The 17,886-nt window shown below is 71.9% G+C and carries 12 protein-coding genes; 8 read left to right on the forward strand and 4 right to left on the reverse strand.

Going from position 1 to position 17,886, the window contains the following annotated elements; all coding sequences use genetic code 11:
* Positions 1-285 precede the first annotated feature (285 nt).
* On the forward strand, positions 286-453 hold the full coding sequence (locus tag ACIA8F_RS17915; protein ID WP_399379789.1) for a hypothetical protein: 168 nt from the start codon (positions 286-288) through the stop codon (positions 451-453).
* An 81-nt stretch (positions 454-534) separates the two neighbouring features.
* Complete coding sequence (locus ACIA8F_RS17920) at positions 535-3,621, forward strand: AAA family ATPase (RefSeq protein ID WP_399379790.1); 3,087 nt, start codon at positions 535-537, stop codon at positions 3,619-3,621.
* 10 nt (positions 3,622-3,631) lie between these two features.
* On the opposite strand, the gene ACIA8F_RS17925 is transcribed toward ACIA8F_RS17920, so the two are convergent.
* The 3 genes from ACIA8F_RS17925 to ACIA8F_RS17935 form a co-directional block, all read right to left on the reverse strand.
* Positions 3,632-3,805 (reverse strand): DUF6191 domain-containing protein, encoded by a 174-nt coding sequence (locus tag ACIA8F_RS17925; protein WP_399379792.1) that lies wholly within the window; start codon positions 3,803-3,805, stop codon positions 3,632-3,634.
* Between the two features lie 41 nt (positions 3,806-3,846).
* A complete protein-coding gene (locus tag ACIA8F_RS17930; protein ID WP_399379794.1) occupies positions 3,847-5,172 on the reverse strand; it encodes a PQQ-dependent sugar dehydrogenase in 1,326 nt (441 codons plus the stop codon).
* Positions 5,173-5,270: 98 nt separating this feature from the next.
* Positions 5,271-6,272, reverse strand: a complete 1,002-nt coding sequence (locus ACIA8F_RS17935; RefSeq protein ID WP_399379796.1) for an aldo/keto reductase — start codon at positions 6,270-6,272, stop codon at positions 5,271-5,273.
* Between the two features lie 91 nt (positions 6,273-6,363).
* On the opposite strand from ACIA8F_RS17935, the gene ACIA8F_RS17940 reads away from it, so the two are divergent.
* The 6 genes from ACIA8F_RS17940 (at position 6,364) to serA (ending at position 16,198) form a co-directional block, all read left to right on the forward strand.
* Positions 6,364-7,320 (forward strand): 2-hydroxyacid dehydrogenase, encoded by a 957-nt coding sequence (locus tag ACIA8F_RS17940; RefSeq protein ID WP_399379798.1) that lies wholly within the window; start codon positions 6,364-6,366, stop codon positions 7,318-7,320.
* A 357-nt stretch (positions 7,321-7,677) separates the two neighbouring features.
* Complete coding sequence (locus ACIA8F_RS17945) at positions 7,678-10,527, forward strand: putative bifunctional diguanylate cyclase/phosphodiesterase (RefSeq protein WP_399380033.1); 2,850 nt, start codon at positions 7,678-7,680, stop codon at positions 10,525-10,527.
* Positions 10,528-10,742: 215 nt separating this feature from the next.
* Positions 10,743-12,632 (forward strand): acetolactate synthase large subunit, encoded by a 1,890-nt coding sequence (locus ACIA8F_RS17950; protein ID WP_399379800.1) that lies wholly within the window; start codon positions 10,743-10,745, stop codon positions 12,630-12,632.
* A 31-nt stretch (positions 12,633-12,663) separates the two neighbouring features.
* A complete protein-coding gene (ilvN, locus tag ACIA8F_RS17955) occupies positions 12,664-13,188 on the forward strand; it encodes an acetolactate synthase small subunit (RefSeq protein ID WP_243337813.1) in 525 nt (174 codons plus the stop codon).
* 141 nt (positions 13,189-13,329) lie between these two features.
* Positions 13,330-14,331, forward strand: coding sequence for a ketol-acid reductoisomerase (gene ilvC, locus ACIA8F_RS17960; RefSeq protein WP_399379803.1), 1,002 nt, complete (start codon positions 13,330-13,332; stop codon positions 14,329-14,331).
* A 277-nt stretch (positions 14,332-14,608) separates the two neighbouring features.
* Positions 14,609-16,198, forward strand: coding sequence for a phosphoglycerate dehydrogenase (gene serA, locus ACIA8F_RS17965; protein ID WP_383954778.1), 1,590 nt, complete (start codon positions 14,609-14,611; stop codon positions 16,196-16,198).
* Between the two features lie 91 nt (positions 16,199-16,289).
* Here the strand turns inward: serA and ACIA8F_RS17970 are convergent, their stop codons facing one another.
* The gene (locus ACIA8F_RS17970) at positions 16,290-17,834 is read right to left on the reverse strand and encodes an MFS transporter (RefSeq protein ID WP_399379804.1); all 1,545 of its coding nucleotides are present in this window, start codon (positions 17,832-17,834) and stop codon (positions 16,290-16,292) included.
* Positions 17,835-17,886: the final 52 nt, after the last annotated feature.

The following is a 17,886-nucleotide window of genomic DNA, read 5'->3' on the forward strand; positions in this document are numbered from 1 at the left end:
GTACACGGGCTTCCGCCCGGCACACCGAGAGCACGCACCGAACGCCGCGAGGGCGCCCTCCGGGCGCCCGGCGCCACTTTGCGGACACCCCCTAGGCCGTCCGCCGGTGCCCGGCGGGCCCGCCTAGGCACTGCCTTAGGCCGCCTCAGGGACCCTGAGTCCCGGCCTAAGGCACCCCGGCCCGTGCAGATGCGGCATGCTCCCGATGTGCCGGCACCCCCTGGGGCGCGAATCTTGGATCACACCGAACGAGGTGTCCGGGAAACGCAGACCAGGGAGCACGAGATGTTCGAGTACGAGATCGCCACCGCCCGCCGCGACGACCTCATCCGCGAGGCCGACGCCTACCGTCTGGTCCGGGAAGCGAAGAAGGCCCGCCGCCTCTTCTCCCGCAGCCAGGAACCGGAGGGGTCGGTGAGAGGGCACCGCGGCCGGTTCGCCCGCGCCGCGTAACCCGCGTCGCGACACCGTGCGAACCGGCACGTGATGAGAGGCGCACCGATATCCAGTGCCGATGAGCAGGGACCCTGTGCGATGCTCGGCGGCGTGGAGACCCGATCTGTCAGCCCGGTGTTCGTCGGCCGAGCCGACGAACTGGCCGTACTCACCGACGCCCTGACGCGCGCCGCCGGCCAGGAGCCGCAGGCACTGCTCATAGGCGGCGAGGCCGGGGTCGGTAAGACCCGCCTCACCGAGGAGTTCCTCTGCGAGGCCGACCGCCGCGGCGCGGTCGTGGCCGTCGGAGGCTGTGTGGAGATCGGGGCGGAGGGACTTCCCTTCGCCCCGTTTTCGACGGCCCTGCGCACCCTGCACCGCCTCCTCCCCGACGAGTTGGCCGCAGCCGCCGTCGGCCAGGAGGACGAACTCGCCCGCATCCTGCCCGAACTCGGCGAGACCCCGCGCGGACCGCACGACGAGGAAAGCACCGCCCGGCTCTTCGAGCTGACGGCCCGGATGCTGGAACGCCTCGCCGCCGACCGCACCGTCGTCCTCGTCCTGGAAGACCTGCACTGGGCGGACACCTCCACCCGGCACCTGCTCTCCTACCTCTTCCGCGCGCTCGGCAGCGGCCGGCTCGTCGTGGTCGCCACCTACCGCGCCGACGACGTCCACCGCCGCCACCCGCTGCGCCCGCTCCTCGCGGAACTCGACCGGCTGCGCACCGTCCAGCGCATCGAGCTGTCCCGCTTCAACCGGGCCGAAGTGCGCCGCCAGCTCGCCGGGATCCTCGCCTCGCAGCCCGACGAGGAGTTCGTCGAATCGGTCTTCGACCGCTCCGACGGCAACGCCTTCTTCGTCGAGGAACTCGTCGCCTCCCGCGCCAGCGGCTGCCGCACCGGCCTCACCGAATCCCTGCGCGACCTGCTCCTCGTCCGCGTCGAAGTCCTCCCGGACGCCGCGCAGCGCGTCGTGCGCATCGTCGCCGAGGGCGGCTCCACGGTGGAGTACGCCCTGCTGCGCGCCGTCACCCGGCTCACCGAGGACGAACTGATCGAGGCCCTGCGCTCGGCGGTCGGCGCCAACATCCTCCTGGCCACCTCCGACGGCGACGGCTACCGCTTCCGCCACTCCCTGGTCCGCGAGGCCGTCTCCGACGACCTGCTGCCCGGGGAGCGCGCCCGCGTCAACCGCCGCTACGCCGAGGAGCTCGAACAGGACGGCACGCTGATCCGCGCGGAGGAGCGGGTCATCCGCCTCGCGACCTACTGGTACTACGCCAACGACGCGGCCAAGGCCCTGCCCGCCGTGCTCGCGGCCTCGGTGGCCGCCCGGCGCCGGCACGCCTACTCCGAGCAGCTGCGCCTGCTGGAGCGGGCCATGGAGCTGTGGGAGGCCGTACCGCAGGACGTACGCGCCGCACTGCGCCCGGCGGACTACACCGAGGTCTACCCGCCCTGCGGCTGCGATCCGGCCACCACCCCGCTGCAACGCCTCGACCTGCTCGCCGAAGCCACCGTCGCGGCCCGCTTCGGCGGCGAACGCGAGCGGGCGCTGAAGCTCACCAAAACGGCCCTGCGGTCGCTGGACGACGGCCACGACCCGCTGCGCGCCGCCTGGTTCTGGACCGAGCGCTCCCGGCTGATCACGGGCCTCGGCCGCGGCGACGGCTGGGAAGAGCTCGCCAAGGCCCAGGAGCTCGTCCGCGGGCTGCCCCCGTCCCAGGTGCACGCCGACGTCCTGGTCCGGGCCGCGAGCTGGGGCATGCTCCACACACCGGGACCCGACAACCTGGTCGCCGCCGAACGCGCCGTGGAGTACGCGCGGATGGTCGGCGCCGAGGACACCGAGCTCAACGCCCGGATCACCGTCGGGAGCCTGCTCGTCGACACGGGGGCACCCGAGCGCGGACTCGCCGAGATGTACGCGGTCAAGGACCGGGCCGCCGAACTCGGACTCGGCATGCTGGCGGGGCGTGCACACATCAACCTCACCTCTCATCTGGAGGGCCTGGGCCGGTCCCGCGAAGCGGTGGAACTGGCCGAACAAGGCGTCGCACTGGCCAAGAAGTCCCAGCTGATGGACTCCGAGGCCTGGGTCCGCGGGAACATGGCGGAGAGCCTGTACAGCCTCGGCCGCTGGGAGGAGGCCGCGGCGGAGGCCCGGCGCACCCTGGCCCTCGTCAGCAGTGGAGCCGCCCCGCGCGCCGCCGCGGCCGCACGGCTGGCCTACCTGGCCCTGGCCCGCGGTGAACTCGCCGAGGCCGCCGCCCAGCTCGGCGCCGCCCGCGCCCACTTCGGATCCCACGACGGCCAGCCCCAGCACCAGATCCCGCTGTCCCGCCTCTCGATCGGGGTGGCCGCGGGGGAGGGCCGGATAGCCGACGTCCGCAGCGAGGTGGCCGCCGTCATCGGGCACGGCTTCCCGCTCGGCAACCACCGCTACGCCTGGCCGCTGCTGCTCGCCGCCGCCTCGGCCGAAGCGGAGGCCCGCGGCCTGCCGGCCGCGGAGGCCGGCCGGGAGGAGGCGCTGGCCGTGCTGCGCGCCGCGGCCCGGACCCTGGCCACCCCGGTGCCGGTGTGGAACGCCCACTCCGAGTACCTCAGGGCCGAGCTGCTGCGCGCCGAGGCCCGGGACACCGTCGGGGACTGGACGGCCGTGGAAGCGGCCGTACGCTCCCTGGAGCGCCCCTACCTGCTGGCCAGGGTGCGGTACCGGCTCGTGGAAGCCCTGCTGGCGGCCGGCGGGGACCGGGAGACGGCCGCCGGGCTGTTCCGGGAGGCCTACGCCACCGCCGAGCAGCTGGGCGCCCGCCGGCTCCGCGAGGACCTGGCCCTGCTCGCGCAGCGCGCCAGGCTTCCGCTCACCCCCGTGGACGCCGACGGGGCCCTGCTCGCTCCGGACGCCGACCCGGTCGAGGCGCTCGGCCTGACCAGCCGCGAACGGGACGTGCTGCGCCTGGTCGCGGTGGGCCACACCAACCGCCAGATCGCCGAGGAGCTCTTCATCTCCCCGAAGACGGCCAGCGTGCACGTCTCGAACATCCTGGCGAAGCTCGGCGTCGCGGGCCGCGGTGAAGCAGCGGCCCTGGCCCACCGGCTCCGGCTCTTCGGCCCCGTGGCCCAGCAGCCGGCCCAGCAGCCGGCCCAGCAGTCGCCCCGGCAGCCGGCCCGGATGCGGTGAGGGGCGCCCCCTAGGCCGCCGGGTGTTCCTTGGCGCGTATGAGCACCTTGCCGGAGTCCAGGTCTATCGGACCCTTTCCCGGGTCGCCGTCGTTGACGTCGGTCCGGGAAAGCTCCAGCCGCTTCTTCTCCTCGTCCGTGTGTTTGCGCCCCGGACTGAACAGCTCCTCGATCATGTTGAACATCGCGTCCACCCTGCCTCTCGTCCCCCGCCGGGGCCCGACGGTCATTCCACCGTCAGTGTCAGGATCCTGTCGTCTCCGGCTTCCGGCGACCCGCGCCCGTCCGTCTCGCTCGTGACCAGCAGCAATCTGTCCCCGCCGAGGGCCACCACCGTGCGCAGCCGGCCGTACTGGCCCGTCAGGAACGCCTCGGGCTCCGCCACCGGCTCCGCCCCGGCCAGCGGGATCCGCCAGAGCCGCTGCCCCTTCAGCCCGGCCATCCAGATCGAGCCCTGTGCCCAGGCGATCCCGCTCGGCGAGGCCTCGTCGGTCTTCCACACCGCCACCGGATCGCGCATCCCCGGCTTGCCGGCCTTGCCCTCGGCCTCGGGCCAGCCGTAGTTCGCGCCGGGCTCGATCAGATTCAGCTCGTCCCAGGTGCTCTGCCCGAACTCGGCCGCCCACAGCCGCTTGTCCTTGTCCCAGGCGAGGCCCTGCACATTGCGGTGCCCGTACGAGTAGACGACCGAGTCGGCCTCCGGATTGCCGTGCACCGGCTCGCCGTCCGGGGTCATCCGCAGGATCTTCCCGCCCAGCGACTTCTTGTCCTGGGCCAGCCCGCTCTCCCCGGTCTCGCCCGTCCCGGCGTAGAGCATCTTGTCCGGGCCGAAGGCGATCCGCCCGCCGTTGTGGATGAGCCCCTTGGGGATCCCCCTGAACACGGTGTCGGGCGCGCCCAGTTGATCGCCCGGCGGCCTCTTCTCGTCATAGCGCAGCCTGGCGATGCGGTTGTCGGACTCGGTGGTGAAGTAGGCGTACACCATGAGGTCCGAGGCGAAGGAAGGGGACACGGCCAGCCCCAGCAGCCCGCCCTCGCCGCCCGGGGCCACACCGGGCACCTTGCCGACCGGGGTGACCGCCCCGGTGCTCACGTCGACCCGGCTGATCGTGCCCTTGTCCCGCGAGGCGACCAGCAGGTTCCCGTCGGGCAGCGGAGCCACGCCCCACGGGGATTCCAGGCCCTGGGCGGCCACGCCGGTCACCGTCACCCGGCCCTTGGCCGGCGGCGCGGAGGACGGGGCCGAGGCGGACGCCGAGACGGATGCGGACGGCCCGTCCGAGGCGCCCGGCGGTGCGGAGCCGGCCGCCGTGCGCGGTGGGGCATCACCCGCCCGCGGTCCGGTGCCGGCCGGCGGCGAGCACCCCGCCGCGAGCAGCGCCCCGCATCCGGCCAGGGCGAACGCCGCCAGCACCCCGCGGGCCCGGGCGCGCGGGCCGCCGTACGACCGCACCGGCGCGCCCACCCGGCCCTGCGCCGGCTCCTGCCCGTAGCCCTGTCCCCGCCCGGGTCCCCGTCCCTGCCAGGGTCCTCGCCCGTGTCCGTATCGCATCGCCGTACTCCCCTCCGGTCCTCCGATCGTGCCCTCACACGATTCAACCGCGCCGACCATGCCCCAAGTTCCACCACTCGTACACTCGATCGAGTGGTTCAGGCCCCGATCGGCACCGGCAGCTCCGACAGCTCCACCAGGTCCTCGGCGGTCAGCCGCACCTGCGCCGCCCGCGCGTTCTCCGCGGCCCAGCGCGCCTGCCCGGCCCCGGGCACCGGAACCACCTGCGGACCCTGCGCCAGCACCCACGCCAGCGCCACCTGCGCCGCCGTGACCCCGTCCCCGTGCCGCCGGGCGACCCGCCGCAACCCCGCCACGAGCACCTGGTTCGCCGCCATCGCGTACGCCGTGAACCGCGGATGCCTGGCCCGTACGTCCCCGGGCTCGAACCCCTCGCCCGGGACCAGGGTCCCGCTCAGGAACCCGCTCCCCAGCGGCATCGCCGCCAGGAACCCCACCCCCCGCGCCGCGCACCACGGCAGCAGCCGCCACGCCGCCTGCGGCGACCACACCGACAGCTCCGCCTGCACCGCGCTCACCGGGAACACCTGCTGCGCCCGCTCCAGGTGCCGCACGGTCGCCTCGTACGCCCGGTCCCCGCGCGGCCCCGCACCCGGACCGGTGCCCGCCCCCAGCGCGCAGAAGCCCAGCGCCCGCACCTTCCCCGCGCCCACCAGCTCCGCCAGCGCGCCCCAGGACTCCTCGACCGGCACGTCCGGGTCCACCCGGTGCAGCTGGTACAGGTCTATGACGTCGGTGCGCAGCCGCCGCAGCGAGGCGTCGCAGGCCCGCCGCAGGTACCCCGGGCGGCCGTCGGCCACCACGTGCACCCCGTCGGCCCGCAGTCCCGCCTTCGCGGACACGAAGGCGTCGGCCCGGCGCTCGCGCAGCACCCGGCCGAGCAGCAGCTCGTTGGTGTAGGGGCCGTACAGGTCGGCGGTGTCGAGCAGGTTCGCCCCCAGGTCGAGGGCCGTGTGGACGGTGCGCAGCGAGTCCTCGCGCCGCCTGTGCGAAGGCGCGTAGGCCCCGCTCATCGGCATGCAGCCGAGGCCGACGGCACCCACCGTCAGCGCCCCCGCCCCGATCGACCTGCGCTCCACCGCGTGTTCCCCCTTGGTCCCGCCTGGTCCTCCCGGTTCCGGCACACAAACTAACGGCTCGATCCGGATCCCCTGGCATAGCCTCCTGATCATGACTGCAGAGACGCGCGAGACCCTCGACGTATGGCTCCCCTTCCCCGCCGAGGAGATCGAGGGCCTGCCCGACTCCTTCCGGTACCGCCACTGGGACGGCGAGGAGAGCTTCCCGGCCGATCCGGCCGCCTGCGTCTTCTACGTCACCCCGTACATGAAGTCCCCGGCCGTCACCCTGCGCCCGCTGCCCGCGATGCCCCGCCTGCGGGTCGTCCAGACCCTGACCGCCGGCGTCGACCACGTCCTGGGCGGCCTCGGCGGCCTGGCCCCGGGCGTACGGCTGTGCAATGCCAAGGGCGTCCACGACGCGAGCACCGCCGAGCTCGCCCTCACCCTGGTCCTGGCCTCCCTGCGCGGGATCCCCGGCATGGTGCGCGGCCAGGACCGCGAGGAGTGGCGCTTCGGGTTCTACGAGGCCCTGGCGGACAAGTCCGTACTGATCATCGGCTACGGGGCGGTCGGCGCGGCCATCGAGGACCGGCTCGCGCCCTTCGAGTGCGAGCGGATCGTCCGGGTCGCGCGGACGGCGCGCACGACGGCGCGCGGGCCGGTGCACGCCCTCGCCCAACTGCCCCAACTCCTCCCCGGGGCAGACGTGGTGATCCTTTCCACACCGCTCACCGAGGAGACGAGGGGGCTCGCGGGCGCCGCGTTCCTCGGCCGCATGAAGGACGGCGCGCTGCTCGTGAACGTGGCCCGCGGACCCGTCGTGGACACCAAGTCCCTTCTGGCGGAGGTGGAGTCGGGCCGGCTGCGCGCCGCACTGGACGTCACCGATCCGGAACCGCTGCCTTCAGGCCACCCGCTCTGGCATGCTCCGGGTGTCCTGATCACTCCCCATGTGGGCGGCAGCAGCTCCGCGTTCGAGCCGCGGGCCAAGCGCCTGGTGGCCCGTCAGCTCCGCCGGTTCGCCGCCGGAGAGCCCGTGGAGAACACGGTGTTGATCACGGAATGACGTGCGTCGCGCACGCTCCGCGTTCGCCCGGATGCGCTCGGTGGACACAACTCCCCTGTTGGTGACGGAGCGTAGAGAAACTATGTCCCTGAGTGACGAAAGTGGTGTATCGTCCGGAACAAGGGGCTGCGCCACGAACGTCTGGCGCTGGGGAGTGATCGGACACTTTGGGGGGCGACGGGCGATGCACTGCCAATGGACGAAGGATCCGATGCGGCGAAGCCGCCGGAGGCGAAGGTGCCGGGACTGGGCCGCGCCGGAACCAGCCAGCGAGGGGGACCGGTGACCTCCCCGGGGGCGGCGCTGCTGACCCGCCAGCCCCTCGCCGGAAGCGGTCGCGGCTCGAAGGGGTTGGCGATGCAGCTCCTCCTCGCGGTGGTCAGCAGCGGGTATGCCGTGGGCGCCGCCCTCGGCTGGGGCTCCGAGGAACTCGCCGAGATCATGGGCGACTTCGGGCTCAGCTCCGCCGGCCTGCTGGCCGCCGTCTCCTGTTTCACGTACGCCCGGTCCATTGACAGCCGGGAGCGCCCGGCCTGGCTGCTGTTCGCGTTCTCCTCGCTCATGGGCGGTTGCGGCAACGCCGTCTGGGGCTGGTACGAGGTCGTCCTCGGCGAAGCCGTGCCGAAGCCCTCGATCGCCGACTTCGCCTTCCTCTGCTTCGCGCCGCCCGCCATCGTGGGCCTGCTCGTCCTCGCGAAGCGCCCGGTCACCCGCGCCGGCTGGGTCTGCCTCGGACTCGACTCCTGGCTCATCGGCGGCTCGCTGCTCACCCTCTCCTGGAGCCTGGCCCTCGCGCACGCCGCGCGCACCGCCCAGTCCGGAGCCCCCGGCAGCGTCCCGCGCGCCGCCCTCTCGCTGGCCTACCCGCTCCTGGACATCGCGCTCGTCTCGATGGTGCTGGTGCTGCACTTCCGCCGCTCCGAGACCAACCGCTCCGCCGTGAACACCGCCATCGCCGCCCTCGCCCTGACCGTGCTGAGCGACGCGCTGTTCACCTCGCCGCTGCTCAGCGCCGAGTACCAGTCGGGCCAGCTCCTCGACGCGGGCTGGTTCGCCGGCTCGCTCCTCCTCGCGTACGCACCCTGGGGCGCCCGCCGCCTGAACCCCGCCCCCGACCCGGTCGCCCACGCGCGGGCCGAGCGGCCGCACAGCCGCCCCATCACCGGCTCCCTGCCCGCCCTCACCCCGTACCTCGCCGCGGCCGTCTGCACCCTCGGGATCCTCTACAACGTGGTGGACGGCCGGAAGGTCGACCGGGTCGTCGTCTTCACGGGCTGCACCGTCGTGCTCGCCCTGGTCATCCGCCAGGGCATCATGCTGCTCGACAACATCGCACTGACCCAGGAACTGGCCCAGAAGGAGAACCACTTCCGCTCCCTGGTCCAGGGCTCCAGCGACGTCATCATGATCGCCGCACCCACCGGGACCCTGCGCTACGTCAGCCCCGCCGCCGCCGGGGTCTACGGCCGCGAGGCGGAAGAGCTGGTCGGCACCGAGCTGGCCACCCTGATCCACCCGGAGGACCTGGGCCGCGTGGTCCACGAGGTGCGCCGCTTCCTGGCCGCGCCGCCCGCCGAGGAGCCGACCACCCGCATCGAGTGCCGGTTCAGATCGGGCGCCGGCGAGTGGCTCAATGTGGAGTCCACCGTCAACCGCCACCAGGGCGGCCTCATCCTGAACAGCCGCGACGTCACCGAGCGGGTCCGGCTCCAGGCCCAGCTCCAGCACAGCGCCGAGCACGACCCCCTCACCGACCTGCCCAACCGGGCCCTGTTCACCCGCCGGGTCCGCCAGGCCCTCACCGGACGGCGGGCCGGGGACCACAGCACCGCCGTGCTCTTCATCGACCTCGACGGCTTCAAAGCGGTCAACGACACCATCGGCCACCAGGCCGGCGACGAACTGCTCATCGAGGCCGCCCGCCGGCTCCAGGACTCCGTCCGGGCCGGGGACACCGCGGCCCGCCTCGGCGGCGACGAGTTCGCCGCCCTGATCCTGGGCGACGGCGGCCGCGACCGCAGTGCCCGCGAGTACCAGGTCCACGAGATCGCCGACCGGCTGCGCACCACCCTCTCCCAGCCCTACCGGATCGCCGGGAGCGAGGTCCGGGTCGCCGCCAGCATCGGCGTGGCCTTCGCGGATCCCGGCATCACCCCTTCGGACCTGATGCGCAACGCCGACCTCGCGATGTACCGAGCCAAGGCGGGAGGCAAGGACCGGGTCGAGATGTACGCCCCCCAGATGCAGGCCGAGGTCGTCCGCAAGGCGGAGCTGGCGGGCCGCCTGCGCACCGCCCTGCACGACGGAGAGTTCGCCCTGCTGCACCAGCCCGTGGTCTCCCTGGCCTCGGGGGAGATCTCGGCCGTGGTGGCGCAGGCACGGTGGCGTTCCGCGCAGGGGATCCTTTTCACCCCCGCCGAGTTCCTGCGGGTCGCCGAAAGCGGCGGCGCGGGGGGCGCCGGGGGACCGGCCGCGGAGGGCGGGTCCACTGCCCGGGCGGTGGTGCCGGACGCCTCGCGCACCGCCGAGCTGGGGCGCTGGCTGCTGGAGGAGGCCGTCGGGCAGGCCGCCGAGCGGCACCGGGCCGGGCACGACGTTCCCGTGGCCGTACGGATGACCGCGCAGCGGCTGCTCGACCGGTCGATGCCGCTGGGCTCCGTGGAGGCCCTGCTGACCCGCAACGGGCTGCCGTCGGGCGCGCTCGTCCTGGAGCTCGCCGTCTCAGACCCCAGGGTGCCCTTCGACGACCTGGAGCGCCGCCTGGCGGCGCTGCGCCGGCTCGGGGTCCTGATCGCCCTCGACGGCTTCGGCAGCGGTTACGCGGCCATCAGCGCGCTGCGGCGGCTCCCCGTGGACATGCTCAAGCTGGACCGAGGCCTGGTCGAGGGGGTCGTGGAATCCCCGCGGCTCCACAAGATCACCGCAGGTCTGTTGCGGATCGCAAACGACCTCGGCATGCAGTCCGTGGCGGAGGGGGTGGACCTCCCCGAGCAGGTCATGGCACTGCGCGCGATGGGCTGTACCCACGGGCAGGGAATGGCCTTCTCCGGCCCTCTGGACGAGTACAGGCTGCGGCGAGCGCTCGTGCGCGGTACGTTCCCAGTACCGGGCGGCGCGGCCCAACCCGCGTTGGCCGGTGGTTCCCCGGGGGGCTCGATGGTTATCCACAGAGGCTCACATAATGAGACGCCCGTCCCACCCGCTTGACATCACCCTCCCGCCGGAGGGAGGGTCAATGCCATGCGCACCCGAATTCTCGTACTTGGAAAGCGCGTCGGCTGAAGCTGGGACCAGCATGTCCCCGCTCAACGCACCCGACGCGCTCCCCTCGCTTGCCTCCCGGCACGAGGGGTTTTTTGTTGCACTGGCAACGCTGAATCTCGTAAAACCCTCCTCGTAAAACCCTCAGCTTCGAGAAGAGAATGCCGATGACCGAGCAGGCCACCGGGGCCCACCATCCGCAGCCGCGGCCCCGTTCCGGCGGACACCAGACCGCCGCAGTTGAGCACGTCACGGGTGCGCAGTCCCTCATCCGCTCTCTCGAAGAGGTGGGGTGCGACACCGTGTTCGGCATTCCGGGCGGCTGCATCCTCCCGGCGTACGACCCGCTGATGGACTCCAAGAAGGTCCGGCACATCCTGGTCCGCCACGAGCAGGGTGCCGGCCACGCCGCCACCGGCTACGCGCAGGCCACCGGCAAGGTCGGCGTCTGTATGGCGACCTCCGGCCCGGGCGCCACCAACCTGGTCACCCCGATCGCCGACGCGCACATGGACTCCGTGCCGCTCGTCGCGATCACCGGTCAGGTCTCCTCCAAGGCGATCGGCACCGACGCCTTCCAGGAAGCGGACATCGTCGGCATCACGATGCCGATCACCAAGCACAACTTCCTGGTCACCAAGGCCGAGGACATCGCCCGGACCATCGCCGAGGCCTTCCACATCGCCGCCACCGGCCGTCCCGGCCCGGTCCTGGTCGACATCGCCAAGGACGCCCTGCAGGCGAAGACCACGTTCTCGTGGCCGCCCAGCCAGGACCTCCCCGGCTACCGGCCGGTCACCAAGCCGCACGCCAAGCAGATCCGCGAGGCCGCCAAGCTCATCTGCCAGGCCAAGCGCCCGGTCCTGTACGTCGGCGGCGGCGTGATGAAGTCCGGCGCGACCGCCGAGCTGAAGGTCCTCGCCGAGCTGACCGGCGCCCCGGTCACCACCACGCTGATGGCGCTGGGCTCCTTCCCCGACAGCCACCCGCTGCACGTGGGCATGCCCGGCATGCACGGTGCGGTCACGGCCGTCACCGCGCTGCAGAAGTCGGACCTGCTGATCGCGCTGGGCACCCGCTTCGACGACCGCGTCACCGGCAAGCTGGACAGCTTCGCCCCCTTCGCGAAGATCATCCACGCGGACATCGACCCGGCCGAGATCGGCAAGAACCGCGCCGTGGACGTCCCGATCGTCGGTGACGCCCGCGAGGTCATCGCCGACCTGATCCAGGCCGTCCAGGCCGAGCACACCGAGGGCAACGCCGGCGACTACTCCGCCTGGTGGAAGGACCTCAGCCGCTGGCGCGAGACCTACCCCCTGGGCTACGAGAAGCCCTCCGAGGACACGCTGTCGCCGCAGCAGGTCATCCAGCGCATCGGCCAGATGGCACCCGCGCACACCATCTACGCGGCCGGCGTCGGCCAGCACCAGATGTGGGCCTCGCACTTCGTCGACTACGAAGAGCCCCGTACCTGGCTGAACTCCGGCGGCGCCGGAACCATGGGCTACGCGGTCCCCGCCGCGATGGGCGCCAAGGTCGGCATGCCGGACCGCACGGTCTGGGCGATCGACGGCGACGGCTGCTTCCAGATGACCAACCAGGAACTGGCCACCTGCGCGCTGAACAACATCCCGATCAAGGTCGCGATCATCAACAACGGCGCGCTGGGCATGGTCCGCCAGTGGCAGACCCTGTTCTACAACCAGCGGTACTCCAACACCGTGCTGCACGCGGACGAGACCGGCCAGGACACGGCGGTCGGCTCCCAGCTCGGCGAGTCCAGCGCCCCCCGCCAGGGCACCCGCGTCCCGGACTTCGTCAAGCTGTCCGAGGCCATGGGCTGCGTGGCGCTGCGCTGCGAGCACCCGGACGACCTGGACAAGGTCATCGCCGAGGCCAACGCGATCAACGACCGCCCGGTCGTCGTCGACTTCATCGTCCACGAGGACGCCATGGTGTGGCCGATGGTCGCCGCCGGCACCTCGAACGACGAGGTCATGGCCGCCCGGGGCGTCCGCCCCGACTTCGGCGACAACGAAGACGACTGAGCCGAGAGAGCCGAGAGAGAGAACGACTCACATGTCCAAGCACACGCTCTCCGTCCTGGTCGAGAACACGCCCGGCATCCTCGCCCGGATCGCCGCGCTGTTCTCCCGCCGCGGGTTCAACATCGACTCCCTCGCGGTCGGTGTCACCGAGCACCCCGACATCTCGCGCATCACCATCGTCGTGAACGTCGAGGACCTCCCGCTGGAGCAGGTGACCAAGCAGCTCAACAAGCTGGTCAACGTGCTCAAGATCGTCGAGCTGGAGCACACCAACGCCATCGAGCGCGAACTCGTTCTGGTGAAGGTCCGCGCCGACAACGAGACGCGCTCGCAGATCGTCGAGATCGTCCAGCTGTTCCGCGCCAAGACCGTCGATGTCTCCCCGGAGGCCGTCACCATCGAGGCCACCGGCGGCACCGACAAGCTGGGCGCGATGCTCAAGATGCTGGAGCCCTTCGGCATCAAGGAGCTCGTCCAGTCCGGCACGATCGCCATAGGGCGCGGCGGCCGGTCCATCACGGACCGCAGCCTGCGCGCGCTCGACCGCAGCGCCTGAGCCCGGCCGGGTCGGTGACACCGGCCCGGTCGTGCCCCGCCCGTTCGTTTCTCGCTCGCTCGTATGGCGAGACCGAGAACCACGTATTCCGTTCCCCGCCGTACGGTGGGAGCAACACCAGCGCACCAAGGAGATATCCCAGTGGCCGAGCTGTTCTACGAGAACGACGCCGACCTGTCCATCATCCAGGGCCGCAAGGTCGCGGTCATCGGTTACGGCAGCCAGGGCCACGCCCACGCGCTGTCGCTCCGTGACTCCGGCGTCGACGTCGTCGTCGGCCTGCACGAGGGCTCGAAGTCCAAGGCCAAGGCCGAGGAGCAGGGCCTGAAGGTCCTCCCCGTCGCCGAGGCCGCGGCCTGGGCGAACGTCATCATGATCCTGACCCCGGACCCGCTCCAGGCCGAGATCTACGCCGCGTCGATCGAGAAGCACCTGCAGGAGGGCGACGCGCTCTTCTTCGGCCACGGCTTCAACGTCCGCTACGGCTTCATCAAGCCCCCGGCCAACGTGGACGTGGCTCTGGTCGCCCCGAAGGGTCCGGGCCACCTGGTCCGCCGCCAGTACGAGGAAGGCCGCGGCGTGCCCTGCATCGCCGCCGTCGAGCAGGACTTCACCGGCAAGGCCTTCGACCTGGCGCTGTCCTACGCGGCCGGCATCGGCGGCACCCGCGCCGGCGTCATCAAGACCACCTTCACCGAGGAGACCGAGACCGACCTGTTCGGTGAGCAGGCCGTTCTCTGCGGTGGCGCCTCCGCGCTGGTCAAGGCCGGTTTCGAGACGCTGACCGAGGCCGGTTACCAGCCCGAGATCGCGTACTTCGAGTGCCTGCACGAGCTGAAGCTCATCGTCGACCTCATGTACGAGGGCGGCCTGGAGAAGATGCGCTGGTCGGTCTCCGAGACCGCCGAGTGGGGCGACTACATCACCGGTCCCCGCATCATCACGGACGCCACCAAGGCCGAGATGAAGAAGGTCCTCGCGGAGATCCAGAGCGGCGAGTTCGCCAACACCTGGATGGCCGAGTACAAGGCCGGTCTGCCGAAGTACAACGCGTACAAGAGCGCCGACGAGGCGCACCTGCTGGAGACCACCGGCAAGAAGCTCCGCAAGCTGATGAGCTGGGTCGACAACGACGAGAGCTGATCCGCGTCGCCGCGGGGCCGGGACGGTGCGTCCCGGCCCCGCGGCACATGGACGGGCACCCGTACGGCGGGCCTCACGGAGGCCCGCTTGTCCACCCCGGCCAATCTCGTGCGGGTGATCCTTCCGTACAGGCGGAATTACCTCCCCGTTCCGCCACTACACTGCTCAACACAACGCGTCAGGCCCACAGTGTCGTGCGTCTTCCACGCGGCTACCCCCTCCACCGCCTGCGGCCGTCGGGACGGCCGTCCGCACTGGACTTGTGAGGATGACCCACGTGAGCTCGAAACCTGTCGTACTCATTGCCGAAGAGCTGTCGCCCGCCACTGTCGAGGCGCTCGGCCCGGACTTCGAGATCCGGCACTGCAACGGTGCCGACCGTGCGGAGCTGCTGCCCGCGATCGTGGACGTCGACGCGATCCTGGTCCGCTCCGCGACCAAGGTCGACGCCGAGGCCATCGCCGCCGCCAAGAAGCTGAGGGTCGTCGCCCGCGCGGGCGTCGGTCTGGACAACGTCGACGTCTCGTCCGCCACCAAGGCCGGCGTGATGGTCGTGAACGCTCCGACCTCGAACATCGTCACCGCCGCCGAGCTGGCCTGCGGCCTGCTCGTCGCGACGGCCCGCAACATTCCGCAGGCCAACACCGCCCTGAAGAACGGCGAGTGGAAGCGGAACAAGTACACGGGCGTCGAGCTCAGCGAGAAGACCCTCGGTGTCGTCGGCCTCGGCCGCATCGGCGTCCTGGTCGCCCAGCGCATGTCGGCCTTCGGCATGAAGATCGTCGCGTACGACCCCTACGTGCAGCCCGCGCGCGCCGCCCAGATGGGCGTCAAGATGCTGACGCTCGACGAGCTGCTCGAGGTCGCCGACTTCATCACCGTGCACCTGCCCAAGACCCCCGAGACCCTCGGTCTCATCGGGGACGAGGCCCTGCACAAGGTCAAGCCGTCCGTCCGCATCGTCAACGCCGCCCGCGGCGGGATCGTGGACGAGGCCGCGCTGTACTCGGCCATCAAGGAGGGCCGCGTCGCCGGCGCCGGCCTCGACGTGTACGCGAAGGAGCCCTGCACGGACTCCCCGCTGTTCGAGCTCGACCAGGTCGTCTGCACCCCGCACCTCGGCGCGTCCACGGACGAGGCCCAGGAGAAGGCCGGTGTCTCGGTCGCCAAGTCGGTGCGCCTCGCGCTCGCCGGTGAGCTCGTGCCCGACGCGGTCAACGTCCAGGGCGGCGTCATCGCCGAGGACGTCCGTCCCGGCCTGCCCCTCGCCGAGAAGCTCGGCCGCATCTTCACCGCCCTCGCGGGCGAGGTCGCGGTCCGCCTCGACGTCGAGGTCTGCGGCGAGATCACCCAGCACGACGTCAAGGTGCTCGAACTCTCCGCTCTCAAGGGTGTCTTCGAGGACGTCGTCGACGAGACGGTCTCCTACGTCAACGCCCCGCTGTTCGCGCAGGAGCGCGGGGTCGAGGTCCGCCTGACCACCTCCTCGGAGTCCCCGGACCACCGCAACGTCGTGACCGTCCGCGGCACCCTGTCGGACGGCCAGGAGGTGTCGGTCTCCGGCACGCTCGTGGGCCCGAAGCACCTTCAGAAGATCGTCGGCATCGGCGAGTACGACGTGGACCTGGCGCTCGCCGACCACATGGTCGTCCTGCGCTACGCCGACCGCCCGGGCGTGGTCGGCGCCGTCGGCCGCATCCTCGGAGAGGCCGGCCTCAACATCGCGGGCATGCAGGTCGCCCGCGCCGAAGAGGGCGGCGAGGCCCTCGCGGTCCTCACCGTCGACGCCGAGGCCCCGGTGAACGTCCTCGCGGACATCGCGACCGAGATCGGCGCCGTCTCGGCCCGTACGGTCAGCCTCGGCTGACGCTGCGGCAGCAGATAGCAGATAGCAGACAGACGCGAAGGGCCCGGGGGAGACCCCGGGCCCTTTCGTGTGTCCTGCCCCGCTACGAAGCTCAGTGCGCGAGCGCCCCGGCGGCCGGGGCCGGCTCCGCCGGAGCGTGGGCCTCGGCTCCGCGGCCCCGGAGCAGGGCCGCGGCGAGTACCGCCGCCGCGAGCAGCAGGACCGTACCGCCCCAGGCCGCGTACTGCATCCCGTGCACGAAGGCCTCCCGGGCCGCCGTCAGGACCTGCCCGCCGGCCGCGCCGCCGAGCTCGTGGGCGGTGGCCACGGCCCCGCCGAGGGTCTCCCGGACGGCGGGCTCGGAGCCGGCCAGGTCGGAGCGGTAGACGGCCGTGCCCAGGCTGCCCAGGAGGGCCATCCCGAGGGCGCCGCCGAACTCCTGGCCCGTCTCCAGCAGGGAGGCGGCCGAGCCGGCCTTCTCGGCGGGGGCGGAGCCGAGGGCCATGTCGGAGACCAGGGACATCACGCTGACGATGCCGCAGGCCAGGACCCCGGATCCGGTCAGCAGCAGCCACAGCGCGTCGGTGTCCACCAGGCTGATCAGGGCGAACCCGGCGGCTGCGAGGACGAAGCCGCCCGAGATGACGTAGGCGCGGTCGGTCTTCTGGGCCAGGGCCGCGCTGACGGGGGCGGCGGCGCCGATGAAGACCGAGGGGGCCAGGCTCCAGAGGGCGGCTTCCAGGGTGCCCATGCCGAGCACCGACTGCAGGTACTGGGTGGTGAAGTAGGCCGAGCCCATCATGGCGAAGGCGGCGATGGTGTTCAGGCCGATGCCGGCGCCGAAGCCGCGCTCCCGGAAGAGGGAGCGGGAGACCATGGCGTCGTCACGGGTGCGCTGGCGGCGGACGAAGAGCCACCCGAAGGCCAGGCCGGCGGCGAGGCAGCCGCCGTGGAGCGGGGTGAGGCCCTCGGCGGCGATCTCCTTGAGGCCGTAGACCACCGGCAGCACGGCGGCCATCGACAGCGGCACGCTCAGCAGGTCGAAGCGGCCGGGCGCCGGGTCCTTGAACTCGGGGACGAGCACGGGGACGAGGAGCAGCAGGAGCAGCATCGCGGGCACGTTGATCAGGAAGACGGAGCCCCACCAGAAGTGGTTCAGCATCACCCCGCTCATCACGGAGCCGAGGGCGATGCCGCCGGTCATGGCTCCGGACCAGATCGCGATGGCCTTGCCGCGCTGCCTGTCGTCCTGGAAGAGGTTGCGGACGAGGGCGAGCGTGGACGGCATCAGGGTCGCGCCGCCGATCCCGAGGAGCACCCGGGCCGCGATGAGCATCTCGGCGCTGGAGGCGTAGGCGGCGGCGACGGAGGCGAGCCCGAAGGCGGCCGCACCGGCCAGCAGGAGCTTGCGGCGGCCGATCCGGTCGCCCAGCGAGCCCATCGTGATGAGCAGGCCGGAGAGGGCGAAGGCGTAGCTGTCGAAGATCCAGAGCTGCTGGGTGGCGCTGGGGTCCAGCTCCCGGGTGATGGCCGGGATGGCGAAGTAGAGGACGGAGACGTCCATCGAGACCAGGAGCAGCGGAAGCACGAGAACGGTGAATGCGATCCATTCCCGGCGACCGGCGAGAGGTGCTGCGGGGTTCTGGGGGTTCGTCATGAGCAGCAATGTACAAGCGTCATAAACGTCTGTCTAGTACGGACGTCTAGAA

Origin of the sequence: Streptomyces sp. NPDC051563, from assembly GCF_044454225.1 — a bacterium.
Taxonomy (GTDB): Bacteria; Actinomycetota; Actinomycetes; order Streptomycetales; family Streptomycetaceae; genus Streptomyces.